Source organism: Ochrobactrum sp. MYb379 (assembly GCF_037479515.1).
Classification (GTDB): Bacteria; Pseudomonadota; Alphaproteobacteria; order Rhizobiales; family Rhizobiaceae; genus Brucella.
In genome coordinates, this window is record NZ_JBBGYW010000002.1 from 648743 (window position 1) to 671317 (window position 22575).

Genomic DNA, 22575 nt, shown 5'->3' on the forward strand with positions numbered 1-22575 from the left:
AAGGGAATGGCTTTGGCGGACGATCACAACGAACCAGTAAAATTGCGGGATAAGGCTTATCAGAGCTTCACCGAGCATTTGCTGGCGCGTGATTTTCATCCGGGCCAGTTCGTTTCTCAGCGCCAGCTCGTCACCATGACGGGCCTGCCGCTGGGTGCGATCCGCGAACTGATCCCGCGTCTCGAAACGGAAGGTCTGATCAAGACTGTGCCGCAGCGCGGACTGCAGATCGCGCATATCGATCTGAACCTGATCCGCGAGGCATTTCAGTTTCGTCTTTTCATCGAAAAAGAATCGGTCGCGATTTTCTGTCAGTCGGCTTCCGATGCATTGCTGTGTTCGCTGCGTGCCGCACACGAAGAAACGCTCAATCGCGCGATGAGCGAAGGTGAAACGCCAGAGCTTGAAGAGCAGGCGCAGAATATCGACTGGAGCCTGCATGACACGATTGTCGGCTCGCTTGATAATGAAATCATCTGGCGCAACTATCAGACCAATACGATCAAGATGCGCCTGATCAATCAGGAGCGTTTCCGTATCACCGGGCGTGTGATCCCGGTCATGCAGGAACATTTGTCGGTGTTGTCGGCAATCGAAACCCGCGATCCACAGACTGCCATGGATGCTATCGCCGTTCACATCAACAACGCACGGAAGCTGGCATTGCATATTTGAGACTAAGCATTTCCAGCAAAAGTGCGTAGCGGTTTTGCGTAGGATAATGCGAAAAATAAAAAATTAGAGCGTTTCCTATGACTCTATCGATATGGGAAACGCTCTGAAGGTTTGGCGAGAGGAGTCGCCGAGCCAAACACACAACAGGGGAGGAGTAAGCAGTGAATATATTACGTCCAACACGTCGCCAGTTTTTGGCGGGAACTGCGGCCATTGCCGCCTCAGGTGTAACGGGCATCAGCCCATCTTTCGCGCAGTCGGGTGTCGACTGGAAGAAATATGCTGGCACCACGCTTGAAGTAAACCTTATCAAGAGCCCGCGCGGCGAACTCCTTCAGAAGCATCAGAAGGAATTCGAAGATCTGACCGGCATCAAGGTCAATTCCGAACAGACGCCGGAACAGCAGCAGCGCCAGAAGGCCGTTATCGAGTTGACTTCGGGCCGTCCGAGCTTCGACGTCATCCATATCAGCTATCACGTTCAGAAGCGTCAGTTTGAAAAGGGTGGCTGGCTTGCCGACCTCAACCCGTTCCTGAAAGACCCGACACTCACCGATGCGTCGCTCACCGAAGATGATTTTGCAAGCGCTGGTCTGACTTTCGCCAAGGATGCCAATGGTCGCTTCGGTGCGCTGCCATTCTCGGTTGATTACTGGATCATCTATTATAACAAGGATCTCTTTGCGGAGAAGGGTCTTGAATTCCCGAAGACCTTTGAAGAGCTGGTTACAACTGCCGAAGCCCTGACTGACCCGGCAACCAGAACCTATGGTTTTGTTGCACGCGGCATGAAGAATGCCAATGCGCCGGTCTATACCAGCCTTCTGCTCGGCTATGGCAAGCAGTCGGTGGATGCCGATGGCAATGTTCAGACGGATTCGCCAGAAGGTATTGAAGCAGCCAAGCTTTATCAGCGCCTGATGACCAAATCGGCACCTCCCGGCGTTGCAGGTTTCAACTGGGCCGAATGCCAGTCAAACTTCCTTCAGGGCCGCGTTGGTATGTGGCTCGATGGTATCGGCTTTGCGCCGCCGCTTGAAGACCCGAACAAGTCGCGTGTTGTCGGCAAGGTTGGCTATGGCGTCATGCCAGCAGGCCCGAATGCACAGGCTGCCCCGACCACGGGCGATGGCATTGGCGTGACCGAAGCTTCGAAAAACAAAGAAGCCGCATATCTTTATTGCCAGTGGGCCATTTCCAAGGAAATGGGCGCGCGCCTTCTGCAATCGGGATCGGGCGTTCCGTTCCGCAAGTCGATCATCGACGACGCAGAAGTGCGCAAGGGCGTCACCATGCCGGAAGGCTGGGTGGAAGCGCTCTCAAAGTCTGCCCCAATCAGCCAGCTCTGCTTGCCAGTCATCGTGCCTGTTACGGAATTCCGCGACATTATCGGTGTTGGCCTCACCAATCTTCTCAATGGTGCTGACGCAGAAACTGAAATGAAACGCGCGACGGAAGAATTCCGTCCGGTCCTCGCACGGAGCGAAGGAAAATGACATCTGCCGCCCCGATAGGTGCAAAATCAGGAGCCGCGACAGCGGCCCCTGCCACCAAGCCCGTTGTGAGCCGCTTGCGGCCAAGTTACTGGCCGTTTGTTCTTCCAGCCTTGATTACCGTCGGGGCGGTGATCGTTTTTCCATGGGTGTTTACACTCTGGATGAGTGCCAATCAGTGGCAGCTCGGTGGTGAGCAGAGCTTTGTCGGCTTCGACAATTATTTGCGTCTTGCCGCCGATATGCGCTTCTGGGAATCCATGTGGCACACGCTTGTCTATACGGTTCTCTCTGTCGTGGCCCCGATGATATTGGGCACCATTGCGGCGCTGGTCTTTGACAGCAAATTGCCAATGCGCGGGCTATTGCGCGGTATTTTCGTGATGCCGATGATGGCAACGCCGGTTGCCGTCGCTCTTGTCTGGACGATGATGTATCATCCGCAGCTGGGCGTACTGAATTATCTTCTCTCGCTGATCGGCATTGCGCCGCAGGAGTGGATCTTTAACCAAAGCACGGTTATTCCGTCGCTGGTGCTGGTTGAAACCTGGCAGTGGACGCCGCTGGTGATGCTGATTGTGCTCGGTGGCCTTGCATCCATGCCGCGCGATCCGTTTGAAAGTGCGGAAATCGATGGTGCCAATGGCTGGCAGAAATTCCGCTATATCACGCTTCCGATGATCCTGCCGTTTATCATGGTGGCCGTTATCATTCGCTCGATTGATGCGCTGAAAAGCTTCGACATCATCTTTGCGATGACGCAGGGCGGCCCCGGTACGGCATCGGAAACCATCAATATCTATCTCTATAACGTGGCGTTTGCCTATTATGACATTGGTTATGGCTCGGCGATTGCCGTGGTGTTCTTCATTGTCATTATCGCAATGTCGATGGTTCTTCTGGCTCTGCGCCAACGAACCAAATGGAACGCTTGAGGATCAACCATGGCACGCAAGTCAATACTTTCCAAGCTTGGCACGGCACTCATGGTTTTCGTCATCGTGTCGCCCGCAATCTTCTTCTTCGTCTGGATGCTGTCGCTTTCGTTGAAATATGAAATCGACAATGGCGCCTATCCGCCAATCCTGATCCCTGACCGCATCGCGTGGTCGAACTATACCGGTATTTTCGAGACCAACGACTTCCTGCTCTATTTCTGGAACAGTATTCTCGTGACCGGAACCGCCACTTTGCTGGCATTGCTGGTTGGCGTTCCAGCTGGTTATGGCATCGCACGTCTGCGCGCCAACAAGTCGGCAATCGTCATCATGATTGCACGTATGACGCCGGGCCTGTCTTACCTGATCCCGCTGTTCTTGCTCTTCCAAACGCTGGGACTGCTTGGCACGCTTTGGCCGCAGATCATCATCCATCTGGTTGTGACTGTTCCAATCGTGATCTGGATCATGATTGGCTATTTCGAGACGACCCCGATGGAGCTTGAAGAAGCAGCCATTATTGATGGTGCTTCCTCGTGGCAGGTGTTCAGGAAAGTGGCACTTCCTATCGCCAAGCCGGGCGTTGTGGTGTCGCTCATCCTTGCGGTGATCTTCTCGTGGAACAATTTCGTTTTCGGCATCGTGCTCGCAAGCCGCGAGACACGTACCCTGCCGGTCGCAGTTTACAACATGCTGTCCTTTGAACAGGTCAGTTGGGGTCCGCTTGCCGCCGCGGCTCTCGTGGTCACATTGCCGGTCCTGTTGCTCACCGTTTTCGCACAGCGCCAGATCGTTGCAGGTCTGACAGCAGGCGCCGTCAAATAAGAATTGAGGTTTAAGATGGCATCTGTATCCATCCGAAATGCAATCAAGAAATATGGCAATGTCGGCGTGTTGCACGGCGTGTCCGTTGATATTCAGGACGGCGAATTTGTCGTGCTGGTCGGCCCGTCGGGTTGTGGCAAGTCCACATTGCTGCGAATGATCGCAGGGCTTGAAGAAATCAGCGACGGCGAAATCGCCATCGGTCCGCGCGTCGTCAATGATCTGCGTGCGAAAGAGCGCGATATCGCCATGGTGTTCCAGAATTATGCGCTCTATCCGCATATGACGGTGGCCGACAATATGGGCTTCGCGCTTATGTTGAAAAATGCGCCGAAGGCAGAACGCGACAGCCGCGTTAATCGTGCAGCCGAAATTCTCGGCCTTAACAAGCTGCTCGACCGCTTTCCGCGCCAGCTTTCCGGTGGTCAGCGCCAGCGTGTAGCCATGGGCCGTGCGATTGTTCGCGATCCGCAGGTGTTTCTCTTTGACGAACCGCTCTCCAACCTCGACGCCAAGCTGCGCGTGCAGATGCGCGGTGAAATCAAGGGGCTGCATCAGCGTCTGAAAACCACCACGATTTACGTGACCCACGATCAGATTGAAGCCATGACCATGGCCGATAAGATCGTTGTCATGCGCGATGGTCTGGTGGAGCAGATCGGTGCGCCGCTTGATCTTTATGATCGTCCGGCCAATATGTTTGTCGCGGGCTTTATCGGCTCGCCATCGATGAACTTTGTCAATGGTAAGATCGAAGAAGGCTCGTTTGTGGCTGACGGCGGCTTCCGCATGCAGCTTCCTGAAGGGGCCTATGCAAGCCTCTCGGGTAAGGCTGTTTATGGCATGCGCCCTGAGCATATGAAAATTGCCGAGCAGGGGGTGCCGATCACAGTTGATATTGTTGAGCCGACCGGTTCGGAGATCATGGTCATGGGCAAGCTTGGCGACCAGCCGATTACCTGCCTGTTCCGCGAACGTTTGACCGTGCGTCCAGGCGATGTACTGACCATTGCCATTGATCCGGCAACCAGCCATGTGTTTGAGCCGGAAAAAGGCAAACGCGTCAGTCGTTAAAACATTTGCCTGAAATGAAAGACGCCGGGCTTTTGCCCGGCGTTTTTGTTTTACTCTGCCGCTTCTTTGACAGCCATCGGATTGTTCGGATGGGTCGTCCAGTTGGCATATTGCGCTGGGATCGGTGCTTTGGTGCGTGGATCGAAATCGCCGATCTGCTCCATGGTGATGCAATCCTCGACAGGACAAACACTGACGCAGAGATTGCAGCCAACGCACTCCTCGTCGATCACCTCAAAGTGCCGCGCACCATCAACCATCGCTGTAATCGCCTGATGCGAAGTATCTTCGCAGGCAATATGGCAACGACCACACTTGATGCAGGAATCCTGATCAATCCGCGCTTTGGTGACGTAGTTGAGGTTGAGATATTGCCAATCGCTGACCTGACCCACAGCCATACCGCGGAAATCATCAAGCGTTTCATAACCCTTGCTGTCCATCCAGTCGGAAAGACCGTCGATCATTTCCTCAACGACCTTGAAGCCATAGGTCATCGCAGCCGTGCAGACCTGTACCGTGCCGCAACCGAGCGCGATAAATTCAGCTGCATCACGCCATGTGGTGATGCCGCCAATGCCTGAAATCGGCAGACCATAGGTTTCAGGATCACGCGCAATTTCCGCCACCATGTTGAGCGCAATCGGCTTAACAGCTGGTCCGCAATAGCCGCCATGACTGCCGCGTCCATCAATCGACGGAACCGGCGACATGCTGTCGAGATCGACCGACACAATAGAGTTGATCGTGTTGATCAGCGATACGGCATCAGTGCCATTGGCCTTGGCACCGCGCGCTGGCTTGCGAATATCGGTGATGTTCGGTGTCAGCTTGGTGATTACCGGCATCCGGCTATATTGCTTGCACCACTTTACAACCATGCCGACATATTCAGGCACCTGACCGACGGCTGCACCCATGCCGCGTTCGCTCATGCCGTGCGGACAACCGAAGTTGAGCTCAATGCCGTCAGCGCCGGTTTCTTCCACCAGTGGCAGAATGGCTTTCCACGCTTCTTCTTCGCATGGCACCATGATTGAAGCGATCAGCGCGCGGTCGGGCCAGCGCATTTTCACTTCTTTCATTTCGCGCAGGTTCACTTCGAGCGGCCGGTCGGTGATCAGCTCGATATTGTTAAGACCCAGCAGACGTCGGTCAGCACCATGGATAGCGCCATATCGTGGACCATTAACATTGACCACCGGCGGGCCTTCGGAACCAAGCGTTTTCCAGACCACGCCACCCCAGCCAGCCTTGAAAGCGCGCTCGACATTGTAGGCCTTGTCGGTCGGCGGAGCCGAAGCTAGCCAGAATGGGTTTGGAGATTTAATGCCGAGGAAGTTTGTTGAAAGATTAGCCATGTTACTCTCCTCAGCCCTGTTCTTGGCCCAAAGGCACACTGCGGTCGCGGTAAGTCGACGGGGCAGGCGCGTGAAGTGCGCCGCCCGACAGAACCGCATCGGCAAAGCCTTCAATCGCCTCGGGTCGTTTTGTCAGTGTCGCATGGATGGATTCGGCGGCTACTTTGCCGTCTTCCACTGAGGCCACCGTCAAATCCTGACCGCCTGCAACGCAGTCGCCCCCCGCCCAAATGCCCTCAACGGATGTGCGACGTTCGTCATCAACACTGATGCGTCCTTTGGAAAGCCCGATGCCTGCGCCCGCAATGGGTTCCGGTTCAAACTTCTGGCCAATAGCCTTAAACACCTGATCGGCTTCAAGAATGAGATATTCGCCAGTGCCGGAAAGTTTTCCGCTCTCGGCATTGGTATATTCAAACACAATGGCGTTGACAGTGCCGTCTTCGCTCCGCTCCAGTGCGTGCGGCTGCAACCAGTGACGGATGACCACGCCATGAATCTGCGCCAGTTCTTGCTCATAGGCGCTGGCATTCATGCTTTCCTGACCACGACGATAAACGATAGTCACGTTTTCAGCACCAAGCTTCTTGGTCTGGATAGCAACATCGACAGCCGTCATGCCGCCGCCGATCACCACGACATTGCGGCCAACGGGAAGCGATGCGAGGTCTTTTGCCTGACGCAGATTGGCGATGTAATCCACCGCATCAATCACATTAGGCGCATCTTCGCCGATAAGCGCCAGATCATTGACGCCCGGCATACCCATGCCGAGGAACACCGCATCATAGCCCGCCCTGAGTGCTTCAATCGTGATGTCCTGACCGAGCGTCTGGTTATATTCGATATTGATCGCGCCAATTTTCAGCACGAATTCCAACTCGCGCTGGGCGAAATTATTGACCGTCTTATAGGCGGCAATACCATATTCATTCAGACCGCCGCCCTTGGGTAGCGCTTCAAAAATCGTCACTTGATGGCCATGCATTGCAAGGCGATGCGCGGCAGATAGACCTGCGGGACCTGCACCCACAATCGCAATGTGCTTGCCGGTTTCTGGCGCACGTTTGAATGGATGATTGCCGGTTTCCATCAGAACATCTGTGGCATAGCGCTGCAAATGGCCAATCTTTACCGGCTTGCCTTCAGATGTTTCGCGCACGCAGACTTCTTCGCAGAGCGTTTCTGTCGGGCAGACGCGGGCGCACATGCCCCCCAGAATGTTTTCCGATAGGATGGTCTTTGCCGCACCAATTGCATTGCCGGTATTGATCTGGCGAATGAAACGCGGAATGTCGATGCTGGTTGGACATGCATTCATGCAGGGCGCATCATAGCAATAATAGCAGCGGTCGGATTCAACGAGGGCTTCATGCTTGTTGAGCGGCGGATGCAGATCATCAAAAACATGCACATAGTCGGCCTTTTCGAGCCGCGAGCCGTGAATATCAGGCCCGTTCGCGTGTCCCGGATTATCAACTGCATCAATAGGCGAATTCTCTGCAGATCTCCCATGAATCGAATTCATAGATCGCATCTCCCATTTTTGCTTGTTAAGGCGCGGGTTCCCTTTGCGCACCTTGAACTCTGTTCCGGGCTGCGATCTTTACCGTCGCGTGGTGCCCGTTGAAGACAGGATGACAGATTTTTACGGAAGGTCAAATTTTTTATCATCTGGTCAATTTATGACTTTTAGGCACTAGAAATAGCGAAAGGCCCGGCTTTGAAAGCACGGACCTTTGAAACTTGATCAGAGTGTAAAATCAGATGGTCTCTGATTTGATAATAGTGCTGTCAGAGGTTTCGTCTGTCTCAACGCTCGGAAAAGCTTCCGCTTCCTTTGGTAGCGATGGACGCGAGCTTAGCACCAACGCGCAGCCTGCAATGATCACCGCAGCGCCAATAAATTGGATGAAGGAGAGCTGCTCTTTCAGGAAGACTGCGCCAACCAGAACTGCAATTACAGTGACTGCAAATTCCACGCTAATGGCCTTTGTCGGGCCAACATTTCCGACCAGTTTGAAATAAAGAACATAGGTAAGTGCGCTCATCACACAGGCCGAAACCAGCAGATAGATGAAATCAACAAGTCCCGGTGTTGTTGGTACAGGAATGGCGAAAATCAGTGGCAGCGTCAGAATGCCGCCAAATACAAACGCGCCGATTGTGGTTTCCCACGAGCCGGTGGTAGAAAGACGGCGGCTTGCATAATTGCTGCCGAAGGCTGCGGAAAAGCACGAAAACATCACGGCAATACAGCCCATGATAAATTCAGGCGTTACAGCGACAGCCGGGAAGCCGACCAGAAGCACGATGCCGGTGACACCAAGCACAAGCCCCGCCAAGCCACGGGGCGTGATGCGCTCAAGGCCCCATAGCTGGCTGATAACCATTGAGAAAAGCGGAATCGATGCAACGCAGATTGCAGCCATCGCTGTGCCAATCAGCGGTGTACCATAGGAAAGGCCGATCAACTGACCTGCAACGGTCGTAGCACCCACTATCGCAAAGGGCTTCCAGCCCGCATGAAAATCAAGGCTGCGCCCAGAGAGCTTGGCGATTGCAAACAATGTTCCCGCCGCGATGAACGAGCGGAAGGCGACCGCACCCACCCAGCCAAAGGCTTCGACCACGCGCAACACCACGAGGAACGATAGCCCCCATGCTACGGCAAGAAAAATATAAGTGGCGACGTCTCTGGGTTTCATGCCGATAGGCCTTATTAAGGTTATGCTTTACCGACTATCTCATAGGAACGAAAAGCGAAACCTCTTTCGCGTCTCCTCCCATACCATCTTCGAATGAAATTATGCCGTTTTTGCAGCGGCATTATCTGCCGCTTTTTGTGCTGCCGCAGCACCGATATTAGCAAAGAAGCGATCGGCAATCTTACGCGCCACTGAGCCAAGCAGTTTCGAGCCGAGCTGGGCGATCTTGCCGCCTGCATCGCCATTGATCGAATAGCTGAGAATTGTCTCATGACCGTCTTCCGTCAGCGTCACATCGGTATCGCCATGGGCAAAGCCTGCAATCGAACCTTCACCACGGCCTGAAATCGTATAGGAGGCAGGCGGTTTCATATTGGAGAGTTCGAGCATTCCATGAAAGCGAACCTTGATAATCCCAAGGCTGACTTTGAGTGCTGCGCGGATTTCCGAGTCGGAAATTCGCTCCAGATCTTCGCATCCGGGAATGCAGTTTTTCAGCGTTTCAATGTCGTTAAGCGCATCCCACACGGCCTGCCGGGGCGCGCTAATTCTCTCTTCTCCGGTGAGGTCCATGCTTTACACTTCTCCTGATCAACCTAAATTGATGCATACCTCTATATAGAACCACACCAAAATGGAAAATTTCTGTAATTTAACGGATGCATTTCTCGTTTAAAATGCTCTATGAAGACAATTAAATCGATTTGATTGACTGGAGTACCATCATGGCAAGAGATACGGCGAAGCTTGAAGCAACGGTTGCCAAGCTGAAAAAGCATTGGTCGGACGCGGCACCAAAAGACATGCGTGCAGCATTTAAAGCCGATCCGGGCCGTTTTGAGCGTTATTCGCTGTCGCTTGACGATTTGCTGTTTGATTGGTCGAAGGCCCGCGTCAATGATGAGACTGTTGCGCTTCTGACTGAGCTCGCACAGGCTGCTGATGTTGAAGGTCGCCGCGCTGCAATGTTTGCAGGCGAGCACATCAACAACACCGAAGATCGCGCCGTTCTGCATGTGGCTCTTCGCGACACCACGTCGAAGGAAGTTCTGGTCGATGGCCACAATGTCCTGCCAGACGTGAAGGAAGTGCTCGACCGTATGGCTGCGTTTTCGGATGGCATCCGTTCCGGTTCCATCAAGGGTGCGACAGGCAAGAAGATCACCGACATCGTCAATATTGGCATCGGCGGTTCCGATCTTGGTCCAGTCATGGCAACGATTGCGCTTTCGCCATACCATGACGGCCCACGCGCACATTATGTCTCGAACATCGACGGCGCGCACATTGCCGACACACTGAATGCGCTTGATCCGGCAACGACGCTCATCATTGTTGCGTCGAAGACCTTCACCACCATCGAAACCATGACCAACGCGCAGACTGCACGCAAGTGGATTGCCGATGCGCTGGGCGAAGATGCGGTAGGCGCCCATTTTGCGGCTGTCTCGACCGCTCTCGACAAGGTTGCAGCATTCGGTATTGGCGAAGATCGTGTATTTGGTTTCTGGGATTGGGTTGGCGGTCGCTATTCGGTCTGGTCGGCTATTGGCCTGCCAGTGATGATCGCGATTGGTGCCGATAATTTCCGCAAGTTCCTTGCGGGCGCGCATTCGATGGACGTGCATTTCCGCGATGCGCCGCTGGAAAAGAACCTGCCAATCTGGCTCGGTCTGATCGGCTACTGGCACCGCGCAATCTGCGATTATTCGAGCCGTGCGGTCATTCCTTACGATCAGCGTCTGGCGCGTGTGCCAGCCTATCTGCAGCAGCTTGATATGGAATCGAACGGCAAGAGCGTGACGGTTGACGGCAAGCCTGTGTCCGGTCCAACCGGTCCAGTTGTCTGGGGCGAACCCGGCACCAATGGTCAGCACGCCTTCTTCCAGCTTTTACATCAGGGCACTGATACTATTCCGCTCGAGTTTATCGTTGCGGCAAAGGGCCACGAAAAGCATCTCGATCATCAGCATGAAATGCTGCTCGCCAACTGCCTTGCGCAGTCGGAAGCGCTGATGAAGGGCCGCACGCTGGATGAAGCCCACGCTCAGTTGAAGAGCAAGAATCTGCCTGAAAGCGAAATCGAGCGCATTGCACCGCATCGCGTGTTCTCTGGCAATCGCCCATCGCTGACGCTGGTTCACGACAAGCTCGACCCGTTTGCCTTTGGTCGCCTGATCGCTCTTTATGAGCATCGCGTGTTCGTTGAAGCGCAGATTTTCGGCATCAATGCGTTTGATCAGTGGGGCGTTGAGCTTGGCAAGGAACTCGCGACAGAGCTTCTTCCGGTGGTTTCGGGTGCAGAATCTGCCGAAGGCAAAGATGCTTCGACAGTTGGTCTCGTTGCGCATTTGCATGCGCGCCGTAAAGCCTGATATTACAAACAGGTGGATAAGGATAAAGCCGGGTTTCACACCCGGCTTTTTTTTCGTCTAGGTATGAATTGCTGAATGAAAATGGGAACTGAAATGAAGACCGAGATTATTGAGTTTGCCGGCGATGTACCGGGTAACGGCATTGAGCTGCGTGTGTTGCGTTTTGCAGGCAACGACAGCGATGCGCCAACCGCCTATCTGCAATCCTCGCTGCATGGTGGCGAATTGCCGGGGCAGGCTGCTCTGCACTTTCTCGTTCCGATGCTGAAAAAAGCATCCGAAGAAGGCCGCATTCTCGGCAACATCACGGTTATCCCACAGGCCAATCCGATTGGTTCGAACCAGTGGCAGGCGCATCAGCATCTGGGTCGTTTTGAGTTTTTCTCAGCGGTCAATTTCAACCGCGCTTTCCCGCTGTTGCCAGATTTCGACACGTCTGAATTGCCCGGCCCGGATGCACCTGTAGCGCTTGCACAGCGCTTGAAGGCCACGCTTTTAAAGATGGCTCTTGCTAATGACATCGTACTCGATCTTCATTGTGATGATGAAAGCGAAAACTACGTCTATATTGCCAAGGAATTCGTGGACGACATGAAGGATCTGGCCGTGGCGCTTGGCTCGACCGCGATCCTCGCATGGGACACGACTGCGGACGCAGCTTTTGAGGAAGCATGCGCGCATCCGGTTCTGCAATTGCCTGCCGACAAGCGCAATATGAAGCGCCGCGCCGTGACCACAGTTGAATTCCGTGGTTTGAGCGATGTCTATGCCGATATGGGCAAGGGTGACGCGGAAGGTCTTTATAAGTTCCTCGTTCATCGTGGTGTGATCCGCGATAAAAGCGTCAAGCTTGACCTCGACTACAAGGGCCTCATCACGCCGCTTGAAAATGTGGAAATGCTGCGTGCGCCGGAAGGCGGCATGGTGCTTTATCATGTCGCTCCCGGTGATGTGGTCGAGGCCGGTGCAAAGCTCGTCACTGTTGTCACCAAGCCGGGTGAACCGGAAGGCGACATCACACTGACTGCACCACAGGCAGGGCGTATTCTAACCCGCCGCACGTTGCGTTATGTCCGCCGAGGTGACGATTTGCTGAAACTGCTTGCCGCCAAGCCATCGGCAGTCAAAAAGCGTTCCGGTGCGTTAGAGGCATGAGTTCATTGCCTACTCCCGAGAAACTAAAAGCGATCCGTGCCATCCTGTTCGACAAGGATGGCACGCTGATTGATTTCGACCGCACATGGTTTACCGTGTCATGGAATCTTGCAAAGCGCACCGCCGATGGCGATGAGCATCGTGCACGTTCACTGCTCGATGCGGGCGGTTATGACTGGCAGGCAAAGCGCTTTCGCGCCAATTCGGTCATTGCTGCCGGAACGGTCGAAGACCTTGTGCAACTCTGGCACCCGGATATTGATGAGGCTGGCTTTAAAACCAAAATAGCCGAATTCGACAGCTATACGGTTGCCGAGGGTGCGCGTTCTGCCGCGGCGATTGAAGGTCTGCGGGAAACATTGGAAACCCTTCGCGAGATGGGCTTTATCCTTGGCATCGCCACCAATGATTCCGAAGCGGGAGCGCATGCCACCGCCAAGGCCTTGGGTATTGATCATCTCTTTAATGTGGTGATCGGCTATGACACAGCCGCGCGTCCAAAACCTTATGCTGATCCGCTGCTCTATTTTGCAGATAAACTCGGCCTTGAGCCGGGTGCAATCGCCATGGTCGGCGATAATCTGCACGATCTTGAAACAGCACAGGCCGCAAAAGCTGGTCTCGGTGTAGGAGTTTTATCCGGTAACAGCCCGCGCGATGCGCTGGAACCGCACGCCGATGTGGTGCTTAATTCCATCGCAGATCTGCCAGACTTGTTCAGATGAAATGAAAAGGCCCTCCTAATTAGAGGGCCGTTTCTGTTTTAGTCGCGCAACTCGCGGCGCAAAATCTTGCCGACATTGGTTTTCGGCAAAGCATCGCGGAATTCCACTTCACGCGGGCGCTTATAATTGGTGAGGCGCTGCGCGCAGAAGGATTTAACGTCTTCTTCCGTCAGCGTTGGGTCACGGCGCACGACATAGAGCTTCACCACTTCGCCGGAATGCTCATTCGGCACACCAACAGCGGCAGATTCAACAATGCCCGGATGCTCGGCTGCCACTTCCTCAATTTCATTCGGATAGACGTTGAAGCCGGATACGAGGATCATATCCTTTTTGCGGTCCACAATCTTGGTGAAACCGTTGTCATCCATGAAGCCCATGTCTCCGGTACGGAAGAAACCATCGGCCATGATAGCACGTTCGGTTTCATCGTCTCGGTTCCAGTAACCCATCATCACTTGCGGGCCACGCACACAGATTTCGCCGACGTCGCCGAGTGGCAAATCCTTGCCATCATCATCACGAATGGCGATATCGGTTGAGGGCATTGGCAAGCCGATTGTACCGCTGAATTCGGTTGCGTCGAGAGGGTTAGCCGATGCGACAGGCGATGTTTCAGAAAGACCATAGCCCTCGGTTATGTGGCAGCCGGTCATTTCCTTCCAGCGTTCAGCGATTGGCCGTTGCACGGCCATGCCGCCGCCAAGCGTCAGCACCAGTGGCTTGAAGTTTAGAGCTTTGAAATCCTCGTTGTTCATCAATGCGTTGAACAGCGTGTTGAGGCCTGGGAAAATATGGAATGGATATTTTTGCAACTCTTTAACAAAGGCCGGAATGTCACGCGGGTTCGGGATCAAAATATTGCGTGCGCCAAGTTTAAGGCCAATCATCGCATTCACGGTCAGCGCAAAGATATGATAAAGCGGCAGGGCGCAAACGAAGTTGAGTTCCTTTGGTTTGCCCTTGTTCTGAAATGCAACATCCATCCAGAACTGCATCTGCTCGACATTGGCCAGAATGTTTTTGTGGCTGAGCATTGCGCCTTTAGAAACGCCTGTCGTGCCGCCGGTATATTGCAGAAAAGCGAGATCAGAGCTGTCGACCGGCACCGGATTGAATGATTTGGATTTTCCCTGCGACAATGCATCTTTAAAGCGCACATGGCCGGGAATATTCCATTCCGGCACCAGCTTTTTGACCTTGCGCACCACCAGATTGATGATGTGGCCTTTCAGCCCGTGCATATCCCCCATCGAGGCAACAATTATGTTGGGCACATGAATGGAGGCAAGAGACTTCTGCACAGTCGCGGCAAAGTTCTCTAAAACAATGAGTGCTTGCGCGCCTGAATCGTTCAACTGATGCTGCAACTCGCGCGGGGTGTAGAGCGGGTTCACATTCACGACCACAAATCCAGCACGCAGGATAGCGGCGATTGCCACCGGATATTGCAGAATGTTCGGCATCATAATCGCAACGCGGTCACCCTTGACCAGTCCGCGTGATTGCAGCCATGCAGCGAGTGCGCGCGAGTTTTCATCCAGTTCTTTGTAGGACAAATCCTTGCCCATACAGGTAAAGGCTGGCCTGTCGGCAAAGTGGCGGCAGGCATTGGAGATCATGTCGCCAATGGACGTAGTTTTGCTGAGATCAATCTCATGCGGAACGCTTTTTGGATAAGATTTCAGCCAGATCTTGTCTGGTAAAGCCGCACTGTTGGTTGCCTTGCTCGACGCGGGTTTTGCTTCGGTTGCTTTTTTTGCCATGCTTTCTCCCCGGATTGCTCCGTCCAATGTTTGAGCAGCAAGCCGCCACCCTTCTCCCAATACGACCCTTTCCCACGTGCGGGTTAGGTGCTCCTCAATAATGAATGTGGTCGACTTTCGTCTTAATCGCAAGAGTTACATTGACGTAAGCGTAAATTAAAAATTCAATAGATAACGCATCTCGGAAAGTGCGAAGCGGTTTTCGGAGGATGATACGTGTTTCGAATAGGCATGCATTCTTGAAAGTAAGAGATGCGTGTATCAGTCAAAGGTCAGTTGTTCCGGCGCATGGACTGGATCATCGTTTTGATGGCTTTTCCGCCATCACCCACAAGATCAAAGTCCCGCTCGCTGCGAAGCCATTCATTAAGCAAACCGCCCAATACGGCGAGCAAAATTTGTGCAGCAGAGATAGCTGTCCATTCTTTGGAAAGCTCGTCGCGGCGTTCAGCAACTTCAAGCAGGCCGGAAAAAAGCGACAATACATTTCCGCGTGCTTCGCGAAGATGATCGACAACGGGTGCTATTTCGCCCACATATTCGCAGCGCTGATGAATGATTGTGAAAACGTTCTGCTGCCGCTCATTGTTTATAAAATGCTCAAGTGCCGTCAGGATTGATTGCTCAAGAACATAAAGCGGGTTAGGGTGATCGCACTCCGCTGCATGGCGCATGATTTCTTCATGCGGGAAGCAAGTGCGGTTCAGAATTGCTTGGAATATGTCGAGTTTGTCCTGAAAATGGAAATAGATCGCACCACGGGTTACGCCTGCTTGGCATGCGATTTGCATGAGAGTGGATTGGGTTAGTCCGCGGTCCAGAAATACCTGCTCGGCAGCTCTCAGAATAGCATCGCGTGTTTCTGCGGCCTCGGCCTTCGTCCTTCGCATTCCGGTTCTCTTAGCATTCCCATCGTGAGCCAAAGGTCAGGATAAAACGGATTTTTCGTTCACAAACAGGGTAACTCATTCGTGATACGTAACATTAGGTGATTGACTATAACACGGTAATTCGTATTTACAAACATTCGTGTATGTTTATTCGGCCGCACCGTGCGACATCAAGGGCAGCTCCCACTATGACTATGAACCGTTCTATCCGGATTTTTGCGGCAGGTGCCGCATTTTTCATTATTGCAGGGCAGTCTGCACTCGCGCAGGCACCGGGCGGGGCGACCCCGCCACCGCCACCTGTCACCGTTACCGAGATCAAAGCTGAAAATGTTACCGTGCCTTATGAATATGCGGCGCGTATAAGCGCATTCCGCGATGTTCAGGTACGTGCGCGTGTTGGCGGCATTCTTCTGCATCGTAATTTTGTTGAAGGCACGGAAGTCAAAGCTGGCGATCTGCTTTTCGAGATTGATCCAGCGCCTTATGAGGCCGAACTTGCCCGCGCCGAGGCGCAGGTTGCACAGGCCGAAGCGCAATATCAGCAGTCGATCCGCGATGCGGAACGCGCTGAACAGCTTGTGCAGCAGAAGGTGCAGAGCGCGGCAGTCCGCGATACTGCATTGGCAACGCGTGATCTCAACAAGGCCGTTGTTGCAGCAGCCAAGGCTTCGTTGCGCACGGCAGAATTGAACCTGAGCTACACCAAGGTTACGGCGCCGATCAGCGGCATTACCAGTCTTGAGCAGGTTTCTGAAGGCAGCCTGATTGGCACCGATGCAACATCGAGCCTTCTGACGTCGATCACCCAGATCAATCCTGTCTATGTCAATTTCTCGTTCACTGACTCCGAAGCTGCTGAAATCCGCAAGCTGCGTGAAGCACGCGGCGCGACAGGTCAGGATGCCGATCGTCTGCGCATCAAAATCCTGTTCGGCGACGGACAAGCCTATGATCAGGAAGGCGTCATCGACTTCACATCGTCGTCGCTTGATACCGAAACTGGAACGATTGGCGCTCGCGCAGTCGTGGATAATCCCGATCAGCGTCTGATTCCGGGTCAGTTCGTTCGCGCGTCCATTCTTGGTATCACCATTGATGATGCAATTTTGGTTCCGAAGGCTGCACTGATGCAGAGCCCGCAGGGACAGTTTGTCTATGTGGTGAATAAGGAAAACGTATCGGAAGTTCGCCCCATTACCATATCGCGCGAACTGCCAGATGAATGGATTGTAAGCAAGGGTCTGGAGCCAGGTGACCGCATCATTACCGAAGGTGTGATCAAGGCTGCTCCGGGCAAGGCAGTCCAGCCGGTAGAACCAAAAGCTGCGCCAGAAGCTGATGCTAAAGCTGGTGCAGAACAGGCGGCGGATAAAAAATGAATAAGTTCTTCGTCGACCGTCCAGTGTTCGCGGCGGTCATATCTATCGTCATCGTGATGGCAGGTCTTATCGCGATGCGGATTTTGCCCATCGCGCAATATCCTGAGCTGACGCCGCCACAGGTGGTTGTGACTGCGAACTATCCGGGTGCAAGTGCGGAAACTGTAACGCAAACCGTTGCGGCACCGCTTGAGCAGCAGGTCAACGGCGTTGAGAACATGCTTTATATGCAGTCCTCAAGCCTTGGTAGCGGCACCATGCAGCTGACTGTTACCTTTGCTCTGGGCACTGACCCGGATCAGGCGACGATCAACGTCAACAACCGTGTGCAGCGTGCAACCTCGTCTCTGCCGCAGGAAGTGCAGCGTCTTGGCGTTACCGTCGACAAGCGTTCCAGCACCATTCTCGGCATGGTGGCGATGTTCTCGACCACCGACCGTTATGACCGTACCTATGTTGGTAACTATGCGCTTCTGAACGTCATTGACGATCTCAAGCGTCTTTCCGGCGTGGGCGATGTTCAGCTTCTGGGTAACATCGAATATTCGATGCGTGTCTGGCTGCGCCCGGACAAGCTTGCTCAGTATAACCTGACGCCATCAGACGTGCAGACCGCTATTCAGGAACAGAATGCGCAGTTTGCAGCCGGTCGTTTTGGCGATCAGCCTGATCCGCAAGCAGGTCCCTTTACCTATACGGCGACCACACAGGGCCGCTTGCCGGATGCGACGGCATTTGAAAACATCATTCTTCGTTCAGATAAGAACGCGGCAACGCTTCTTCTGAAAGACGTTGCGCGTGTTGAACTCGGCACCGAAAGCTATCTGGTCGACAGTGCGCTTAATGGCACCGCAGCGGTTCCAATCGCGATCTATCTGCAGCCGGGTGCAAATGCGCTCAACACAATGGAACTTATTCAAAGTCGTATGGCGGAGCTGAAAACCAGCTTCCCGGAAGGCATTGATTATTCGATTCCATTCGATACGACCAAGTTCATTAAAGTCTCGGTTGAAGAAGTCATTCACACCTTTATCGAGGCGATTATCCTCGTCATTTTGGTGGTGTTTATCTTCCTTCAGAACTGGCGTGCAACGCTTATTCCGGTCATCGCGGTCCCGATCTCGATCATTGGTACATTTGCGGGCATGTATGTGCTGGGCTTCTCCATCAACCTGCTGACATTGTTCGGTCTGGTTCTGGCGATTGGTATCGTGGTCGATGATGCTATCGTGGTGCTGGAAAACGTCGAACGTATCATGACGACCGAAAAACTGCCACCGCGCGAAGCTGCCATCAAGGCAATGAGCGAAGTGACAGGCCCGGTTATCGCGATTGTTCTTGTGCTTTGCGCTGTGTTTATTCCGGTCGCGTTCATGGGCGGTCTGGTCGGCGAAATGTATAAGCAGTTCGCTGTTACGATTGCGATTTCGGTGATCATCTCCGGCATCGTGGCTTTGACGCTGACGCCCGCACTCTGCGCGCTGATTTTGAAGCCCGGCCATCATGAGCCGATGCTGCCATTCCGTATCTTCAACCGCTTTTTTGATAGCCTGACACGCGGTTATACAAATGGCGTTCGCTTCTTCCTGAAACGCGCTTCTATCGGCTTGTTGATTTTTGCAGGTCTGTTAGGCGGCACATACTATCTGTTTGAAAAAGTGCCGGGTTCGCTTCTGCCGGATGAAGATCAGGGCTTCTTGTTCAGCGTGGCAATCCTGCCGCCAGCCGCATCGCTGGAGCGGACCAGTAATGTTCTGCATGAGGCCAGCGAAAACATTCGTAAGCATCCTGCGGTCGCAAGTGTGTTTGAAGTTGCAGGCTTTGATCTACTCTCGGGTGGTCTGAAAACCAGTGCTGGCACGATGTTCATCATGCTGAAAGATTGGAAAGAACGCACAACGCCGGATCTCGACGCGCGCAATCTTCCCGGTACGATCATGGGTATGAATGCGGGCATTCAGGATGGGCTGGTTCTGGCATTCAATCCGCCGCCGATTCTCGGCCTCAGCACGACCGGCGGCTTTGAACTTTATGTGCAGGATCGTACGGGCGGCGGCGTTCAGTCTCTGACCAATGCCACGAAGCTTCTAACCGATGCTGCGGCCAAGCGTCCTGAACTTGCAGGTGTGCGTACAACATTCGATCCGAATGTGCCGCAATATGACATCCAGCTTGACCGTGACAAGGCCAAGGCGATGGGCGTGCCGATCAATTCGGTGTTCACGGCCATGCAGGCGACTTTCGGTAGCGTCTATGTCAACGACTTCACGCTTTATGGCCGTAACTATCAGGTCAACTTGCAGTCGGAAGCCGAGTTCCGCCGCGATCCAAGCGACCTCAAACATGTGTTTGTACGCGCCGATTCTGGTAGCATGATCCCGCTGAGCGCGCTGGTAAATGTTCAGCGTATTGTCGGACCTGATCAGCTTGAACGCTTTAATGCGTTTAACGCTGCCAAGGTTACGGGCAATCCGGCACCCGGTTTCACATCAGGTGACGCGATTAAGGCGATGCAGGAAGTGGCGACGGAAGTGCTTCCACAGGGCTTCCAGATTGCCTGGACAGGTTCCGCCTATCAGGAAGTCTCGACGAGCGGCAGTGGTAGCCAGGCTATGATCTTCGGTCTGATCATGGTGTTTCTGATCCTTGCTGCGCAATATGAGCGCTGGAGTCTTCCGCTGGCGGTTATTACGGCGGTTCCATTCGCTATCTTCGGTGCGCTTCTGGCGACGTACATGCGTGGCCTGACCAATGACGTATATTTCCAGATTGGTCTGGTGACGCTCATGGGCCTCGCGGCGAAGAACGCGATTCTGATTGTGGAATTTGCCGTGTTGCAACGAGAAGAGGGTAAATCGGCCATTGAGGCCGCTGCCGAGGCTGCACGTCTGCGCTTCCGCCCGATTGTGATGACGTCGCTGGCGTTCATCCTTGGTGTGGTTCCGCTGGCAATTAGCTCCGGTGCGGGTTCGGCAAGCCGTCACTCGATTGGTACGGGCGTTATCGGCGGTATGTTGGCTGCGACCTTTATTGCGACCTTCTTCATTCCCATGTTCTACAGCCTGATTGCGCGCAAGCCGCCTAAAAAGCGTCCTGACGATACAGCTGTAGCGCCAGCGCGAGCCGCGCCGGGTGAGGGAAGCGGCCCAGCCCATTAAAACTAATCCCGGTGGCTACTCAGTGCACCGCCGGGATTACACTCAAACAAAAAAGCCCCGCTCATGCAGCGGGGCTTTTTTTTGACTGAAAGCTATCTATTGAGGGCAAATTTCAAAATCAAAGGCATCTCAATCAGCATGGTCAACGGAATTCATGTTCCATACATTGCGCGTCACATTGAATAACAATCACCACGGTTTTAGGCTCCGATATTCATCGAATACTATCGTTTAAGAGAGCGCTGTCATTCCAGATTGGCTGATAAGCCACTTAGTTGGCGACGAATTGATAAATCGCCCCAAACTCCTCCAGCGAGATCTTTTGGACGCCTTATCCGTTACCCACGCCGGTAAACGTAGCTATAATCAAACCCCGAGCTGTATGAACCTCTTCACGCGGCTTTAATAAAACAGAATGCAAGCCAGCAAAAGCTTTACCTCTTCGAGGGGCGCCTCAGAAATGCGTCATCACGCTTTGCGCAATTGCCCAAAGAATGATTGCCGCAGGAACTGTCAGGCAAGCCAGAAAGATCCCGAAGAATACATAAGTTGCTTCGTGTGGCGAGCGCTGTGTCTGTGCAGGAGCTTTGTGCCAATGAGTACTGATGCCTTGGTACATGAATTATTCCTCCTTATCCCTGATTTTTATTATCGATCAAAAGAAAGAATCTGCAAGTACAAATAAATCTCTGGATTTATTGAGAAAATATGATAAAAGCGACACGGAAATTACGGAATTGAGCGCTTGTTAGCCCCGTAAAAATCAAAAAATATCCATTCAATATTCTGATTTCAAATAATTTTACTTATGTACTGTAAGTATCGAATAATCGGTATTTTCAATAATCACTGAAAATTCAAACAAGGTCACGCATTTGGGTGCGACAAAATGGCACAAAATAGTTTGTGCTGTGGCCACGCCACGTGCGTGATTAATGGTTGGCCAGATGCTGCGCGGGCCTTTTTGGAAATATCCCCTACAGCCTATTAGTAGAAGCTATTTGGAAAATATCGCAGATAAAGCTCCGTAAGCTTGCCCTGCTGTTGCAGTGATTGAAGTGCATTATTAAATGCGCTGGCCAAAGCCGTATCTTTTTGTGCAACGGCTATGCTCATTCCTTGGCCGAGAAACTGTGGCGCAAGATAGGGCCCGTCGGTGAACGAGCAGCAATTATTAGCTTCGTCGCTTTCAAGCCAAAATGATAGTGCCATTCCATCGTCGAAGGCCACAGTTACTTCGTTAGCTTTTAATCCATTCAGCAGGCTGGTTCTATCGGCATAGGTTTTCGCAATGGCGGATGGAAAATAGGCTTTGAGCAATTGCTCATGCGCAGTGTTGATAACGACGCCAACATTTTTGTCTTTCGTTGCGATTGCTGCCTGATCTGAGAATGTGTTTGCCTTTTTCGTTATAAACCTTGCAGGCAGGCGCATATAGGGACGGGTGAACAGGTACTTTTCGCGGTTTTTCTCATTGATGCCGATGCCTGCGATAATGGCTTCCGCTTCACCGGTTTCCAGTCTGGCTTCAAGCTCGCTCCAAGGCACCGCTTCTATCTGGCAAATGTCACTCAATCTCATTTGGCTGCAGAGCGCTCTCGCGAGATCCACATTATAACCTGAAAGCTGCCCGGCATCATTGACGGTATTGAAAGGTGGGAAATCCAGCGTTGTGACGAAACGTAGTCTGTTCAGCCCGCTTAAAGCAGGCAATGCCAGTCGTTCCTTCTCGTTAAAAAAGGACGGAGCTTTAAGGGTGGTCTGCGCGTTGGTGGAAGGGGTGCCTAAAAGCCAACAAGCAGTAAGTGCTATGCCGAAGAGGTGCCATTTCATAGACATCTTATATAGGTGCGATCCTATAATTTCGCGTTAACGATCCATTATATCGTATTTTTAATAAATGCCGAAATGAATATGGTGCCATGTTATTCAGAAGAAATTTTATTTTTACAATTTACTCTGTTTATTTTCAAATAAATGTGAAATTATTATTGATAGCTAGGGGTAATTTAATAATATATAATTTATGAATATATGTAATATATACATA

At 52.8% G+C, this 22575-nt stretch carries 18 protein-coding genes; 10 read left to right on the top strand and 8 right to left on the bottom strand.

Going from position 1 to position 22575, the window contains the following annotated elements; all coding sequences use genetic code 11:
- The first annotated feature begins 12 nt into the window (after window positions 1–12).
- The 5 genes from WH356_RS07175 (at window position 13) to WH356_RS07195 (ending at window position 5005) form a co-directional block, all read left to right on the top strand.
- A complete protein-coding gene (locus WH356_RS07175; protein WP_339509529.1) occupies window positions 13–675 on the top strand; it encodes a GntR family transcriptional regulator in 663 nt (220 codons plus the stop codon).
- 161 nt (window positions 676–836) lie between these two features.
- A complete protein-coding gene (locus tag WH356_RS07180; RefSeq protein WP_339509482.1) occupies window positions 837–2171 on the top strand; it encodes an ABC transporter substrate-binding protein in 1335 nt (444 codons plus the stop codon).
- Window positions 2168–3103, top strand: coding sequence for a carbohydrate ABC transporter permease (locus WH356_RS07185; RefSeq protein ID WP_339509483.1), 936 nt, complete (start codon window positions 2168–2170; stop codon window positions 3101–3103). Before WH356_RS07180 ends, WH356_RS07185 begins: the two co-directional genes overlap by 4 nt.
- Window positions 3104–3112: 9 nt before the next feature.
- The gene (locus WH356_RS07190) at window positions 3113–3931 is read left to right on the top strand and encodes a carbohydrate ABC transporter permease (RefSeq protein WP_105705389.1); all 819 of its coding nucleotides are present in this window, start codon (window positions 3113–3115) and stop codon (window positions 3929–3931) included.
- Window positions 3932–3946: 15 nt separating this feature from the next.
- Window positions 3947–5005: an ABC transporter ATP-binding protein gene (locus WH356_RS07195; RefSeq protein WP_339509484.1), complete on the top strand. Its 1059-nt coding sequence runs from the start codon at window positions 3947–3949 to the stop codon at window positions 5003–5005.
- Between the two features lie 50 nt (window positions 5006–5055).
- Here WH356_RS07195 and preA read toward each other — a convergent pair whose 3' ends face one another.
- From preA to WH356_RS07215, 4 genes are all read right to left on the bottom strand, one after another.
- A complete protein-coding gene (gene preA / locus WH356_RS07200) occupies window positions 5056–6366 on the bottom strand; it encodes an NAD-dependent dihydropyrimidine dehydrogenase subunit PreA (protein ID WP_339509485.1) in 1311 nt (436 codons plus the stop codon).
- 10 nt (window positions 6367–6376) lie between these two features.
- Window positions 6377–7903 carry an NAD(P)-dependent oxidoreductase gene (locus WH356_RS07205; RefSeq protein ID WP_339509486.1) on the bottom strand — a complete coding sequence of 509 codons (1527 nt, stop codon included), beginning with the start codon at window positions 7901–7903 and terminating at the stop codon, window positions 6377–6379.
- 226 nt (window positions 7904–8129) lie between these two features.
- The gene (locus WH356_RS07210; protein ID WP_339509487.1) at window positions 8130–9074 is read right to left on the bottom strand and encodes a DMT family transporter; all 945 of its coding nucleotides are present in this window, start codon (window positions 9072–9074) and stop codon (window positions 8130–8132) included.
- A gap of 99 nt (window positions 9075–9173) precedes the next feature.
- Window positions 9174–9647 (bottom strand): SRPBCC family protein, encoded by a 474-nt coding sequence (locus WH356_RS07215; RefSeq protein WP_339509488.1) that lies wholly within the window; start codon window positions 9645–9647, stop codon window positions 9174–9176.
- A 152-nt stretch (window positions 9648–9799) separates the two neighbouring features.
- On the opposite strand from WH356_RS07215, the gene pgi reads away from it, so the two are divergent.
- The 3 genes from pgi (at window position 9800) to WH356_RS07230 (ending at window position 13329) form a co-directional block, all read left to right on the top strand.
- A complete protein-coding gene (gene pgi / locus WH356_RS07220; RefSeq protein WP_339509489.1) occupies window positions 9800–11449 on the top strand; it encodes a glucose-6-phosphate isomerase in 1650 nt (549 codons plus the stop codon).
- A 93-nt stretch (window positions 11450–11542) separates the two neighbouring features.
- Entirely contained in the window at window positions 11543–12604 is a 1062-nt protein-coding gene (locus WH356_RS07225; RefSeq protein ID WP_339509490.1) for a succinylglutamate desuccinylase/aspartoacylase family protein, read from the top strand.
- Window positions 12601–13329 (top strand): HAD family hydrolase, encoded by a 729-nt coding sequence (locus WH356_RS07230; protein ID WP_339509491.1) that lies wholly within the window; start codon window positions 12601–12603, stop codon window positions 13327–13329. The genes WH356_RS07225 and WH356_RS07230 overlap by 4 nt, the downstream gene beginning before the upstream one ends.
- 38 nt (window positions 13330–13367) lie before the next feature.
- On the opposite strand, the gene WH356_RS07235 is transcribed toward WH356_RS07230, so the two are convergent.
- Together WH356_RS07235 and WH356_RS07240 are read right to left on the bottom strand one after the other, a co-directional pair.
- Window positions 13368–15095, bottom strand: coding sequence for a long-chain fatty acid--CoA ligase (locus WH356_RS07235; RefSeq protein ID WP_339509492.1), 1728 nt, complete (start codon window positions 15093–15095; stop codon window positions 13368–13370).
- A 272-nt stretch (window positions 15096–15367) separates the two neighbouring features.
- A complete protein-coding gene (locus WH356_RS07240) occupies window positions 15368–15985 on the bottom strand; it encodes a TetR family transcriptional regulator (RefSeq protein WP_339509493.1) in 618 nt (205 codons plus the stop codon).
- A gap of 188 nt (window positions 15986–16173) precedes the next feature.
- Between WH356_RS07240 and WH356_RS07245 the strand changes: the two genes are divergently transcribed.
- The gene (locus WH356_RS07245) at window positions 16174–17367 is read left to right on the top strand and encodes an efflux RND transporter periplasmic adaptor subunit (RefSeq protein ID WP_339509494.1); all 1194 of its coding nucleotides are present in this window, start codon (window positions 16174–16176) and stop codon (window positions 17365–17367) included.
- On the top strand, window positions 17364–20525 hold the full coding sequence (locus WH356_RS07250) for an efflux RND transporter permease subunit (protein ID WP_339509495.1): 3162 nt from the start codon (window positions 17364–17366) through the stop codon (window positions 20523–20525). The genes WH356_RS07245 and WH356_RS07250 overlap by 4 nt, the downstream gene beginning before the upstream one ends.
- 454 nt (window positions 20526–20979) lie before the next feature.
- Here the strand turns inward: WH356_RS07250 and WH356_RS07255 are convergent, their stop codons facing one another.
- A complete protein-coding gene (locus tag WH356_RS07255; RefSeq protein WP_339509496.1) occupies window positions 20980–21144 on the bottom strand; it encodes a hypothetical protein in 165 nt (54 codons plus the stop codon).
- Between the two features lie 368 nt (window positions 21145–21512).
- Complete coding sequence (locus WH356_RS07260) at window positions 21513–22358, bottom strand: transporter substrate-binding domain-containing protein (RefSeq protein ID WP_339509497.1); 846 nt, start codon at window positions 22356–22358, stop codon at window positions 21513–21515.
- Between the last annotated feature and the right edge of the window lie 217 nt (window positions 22359–22575).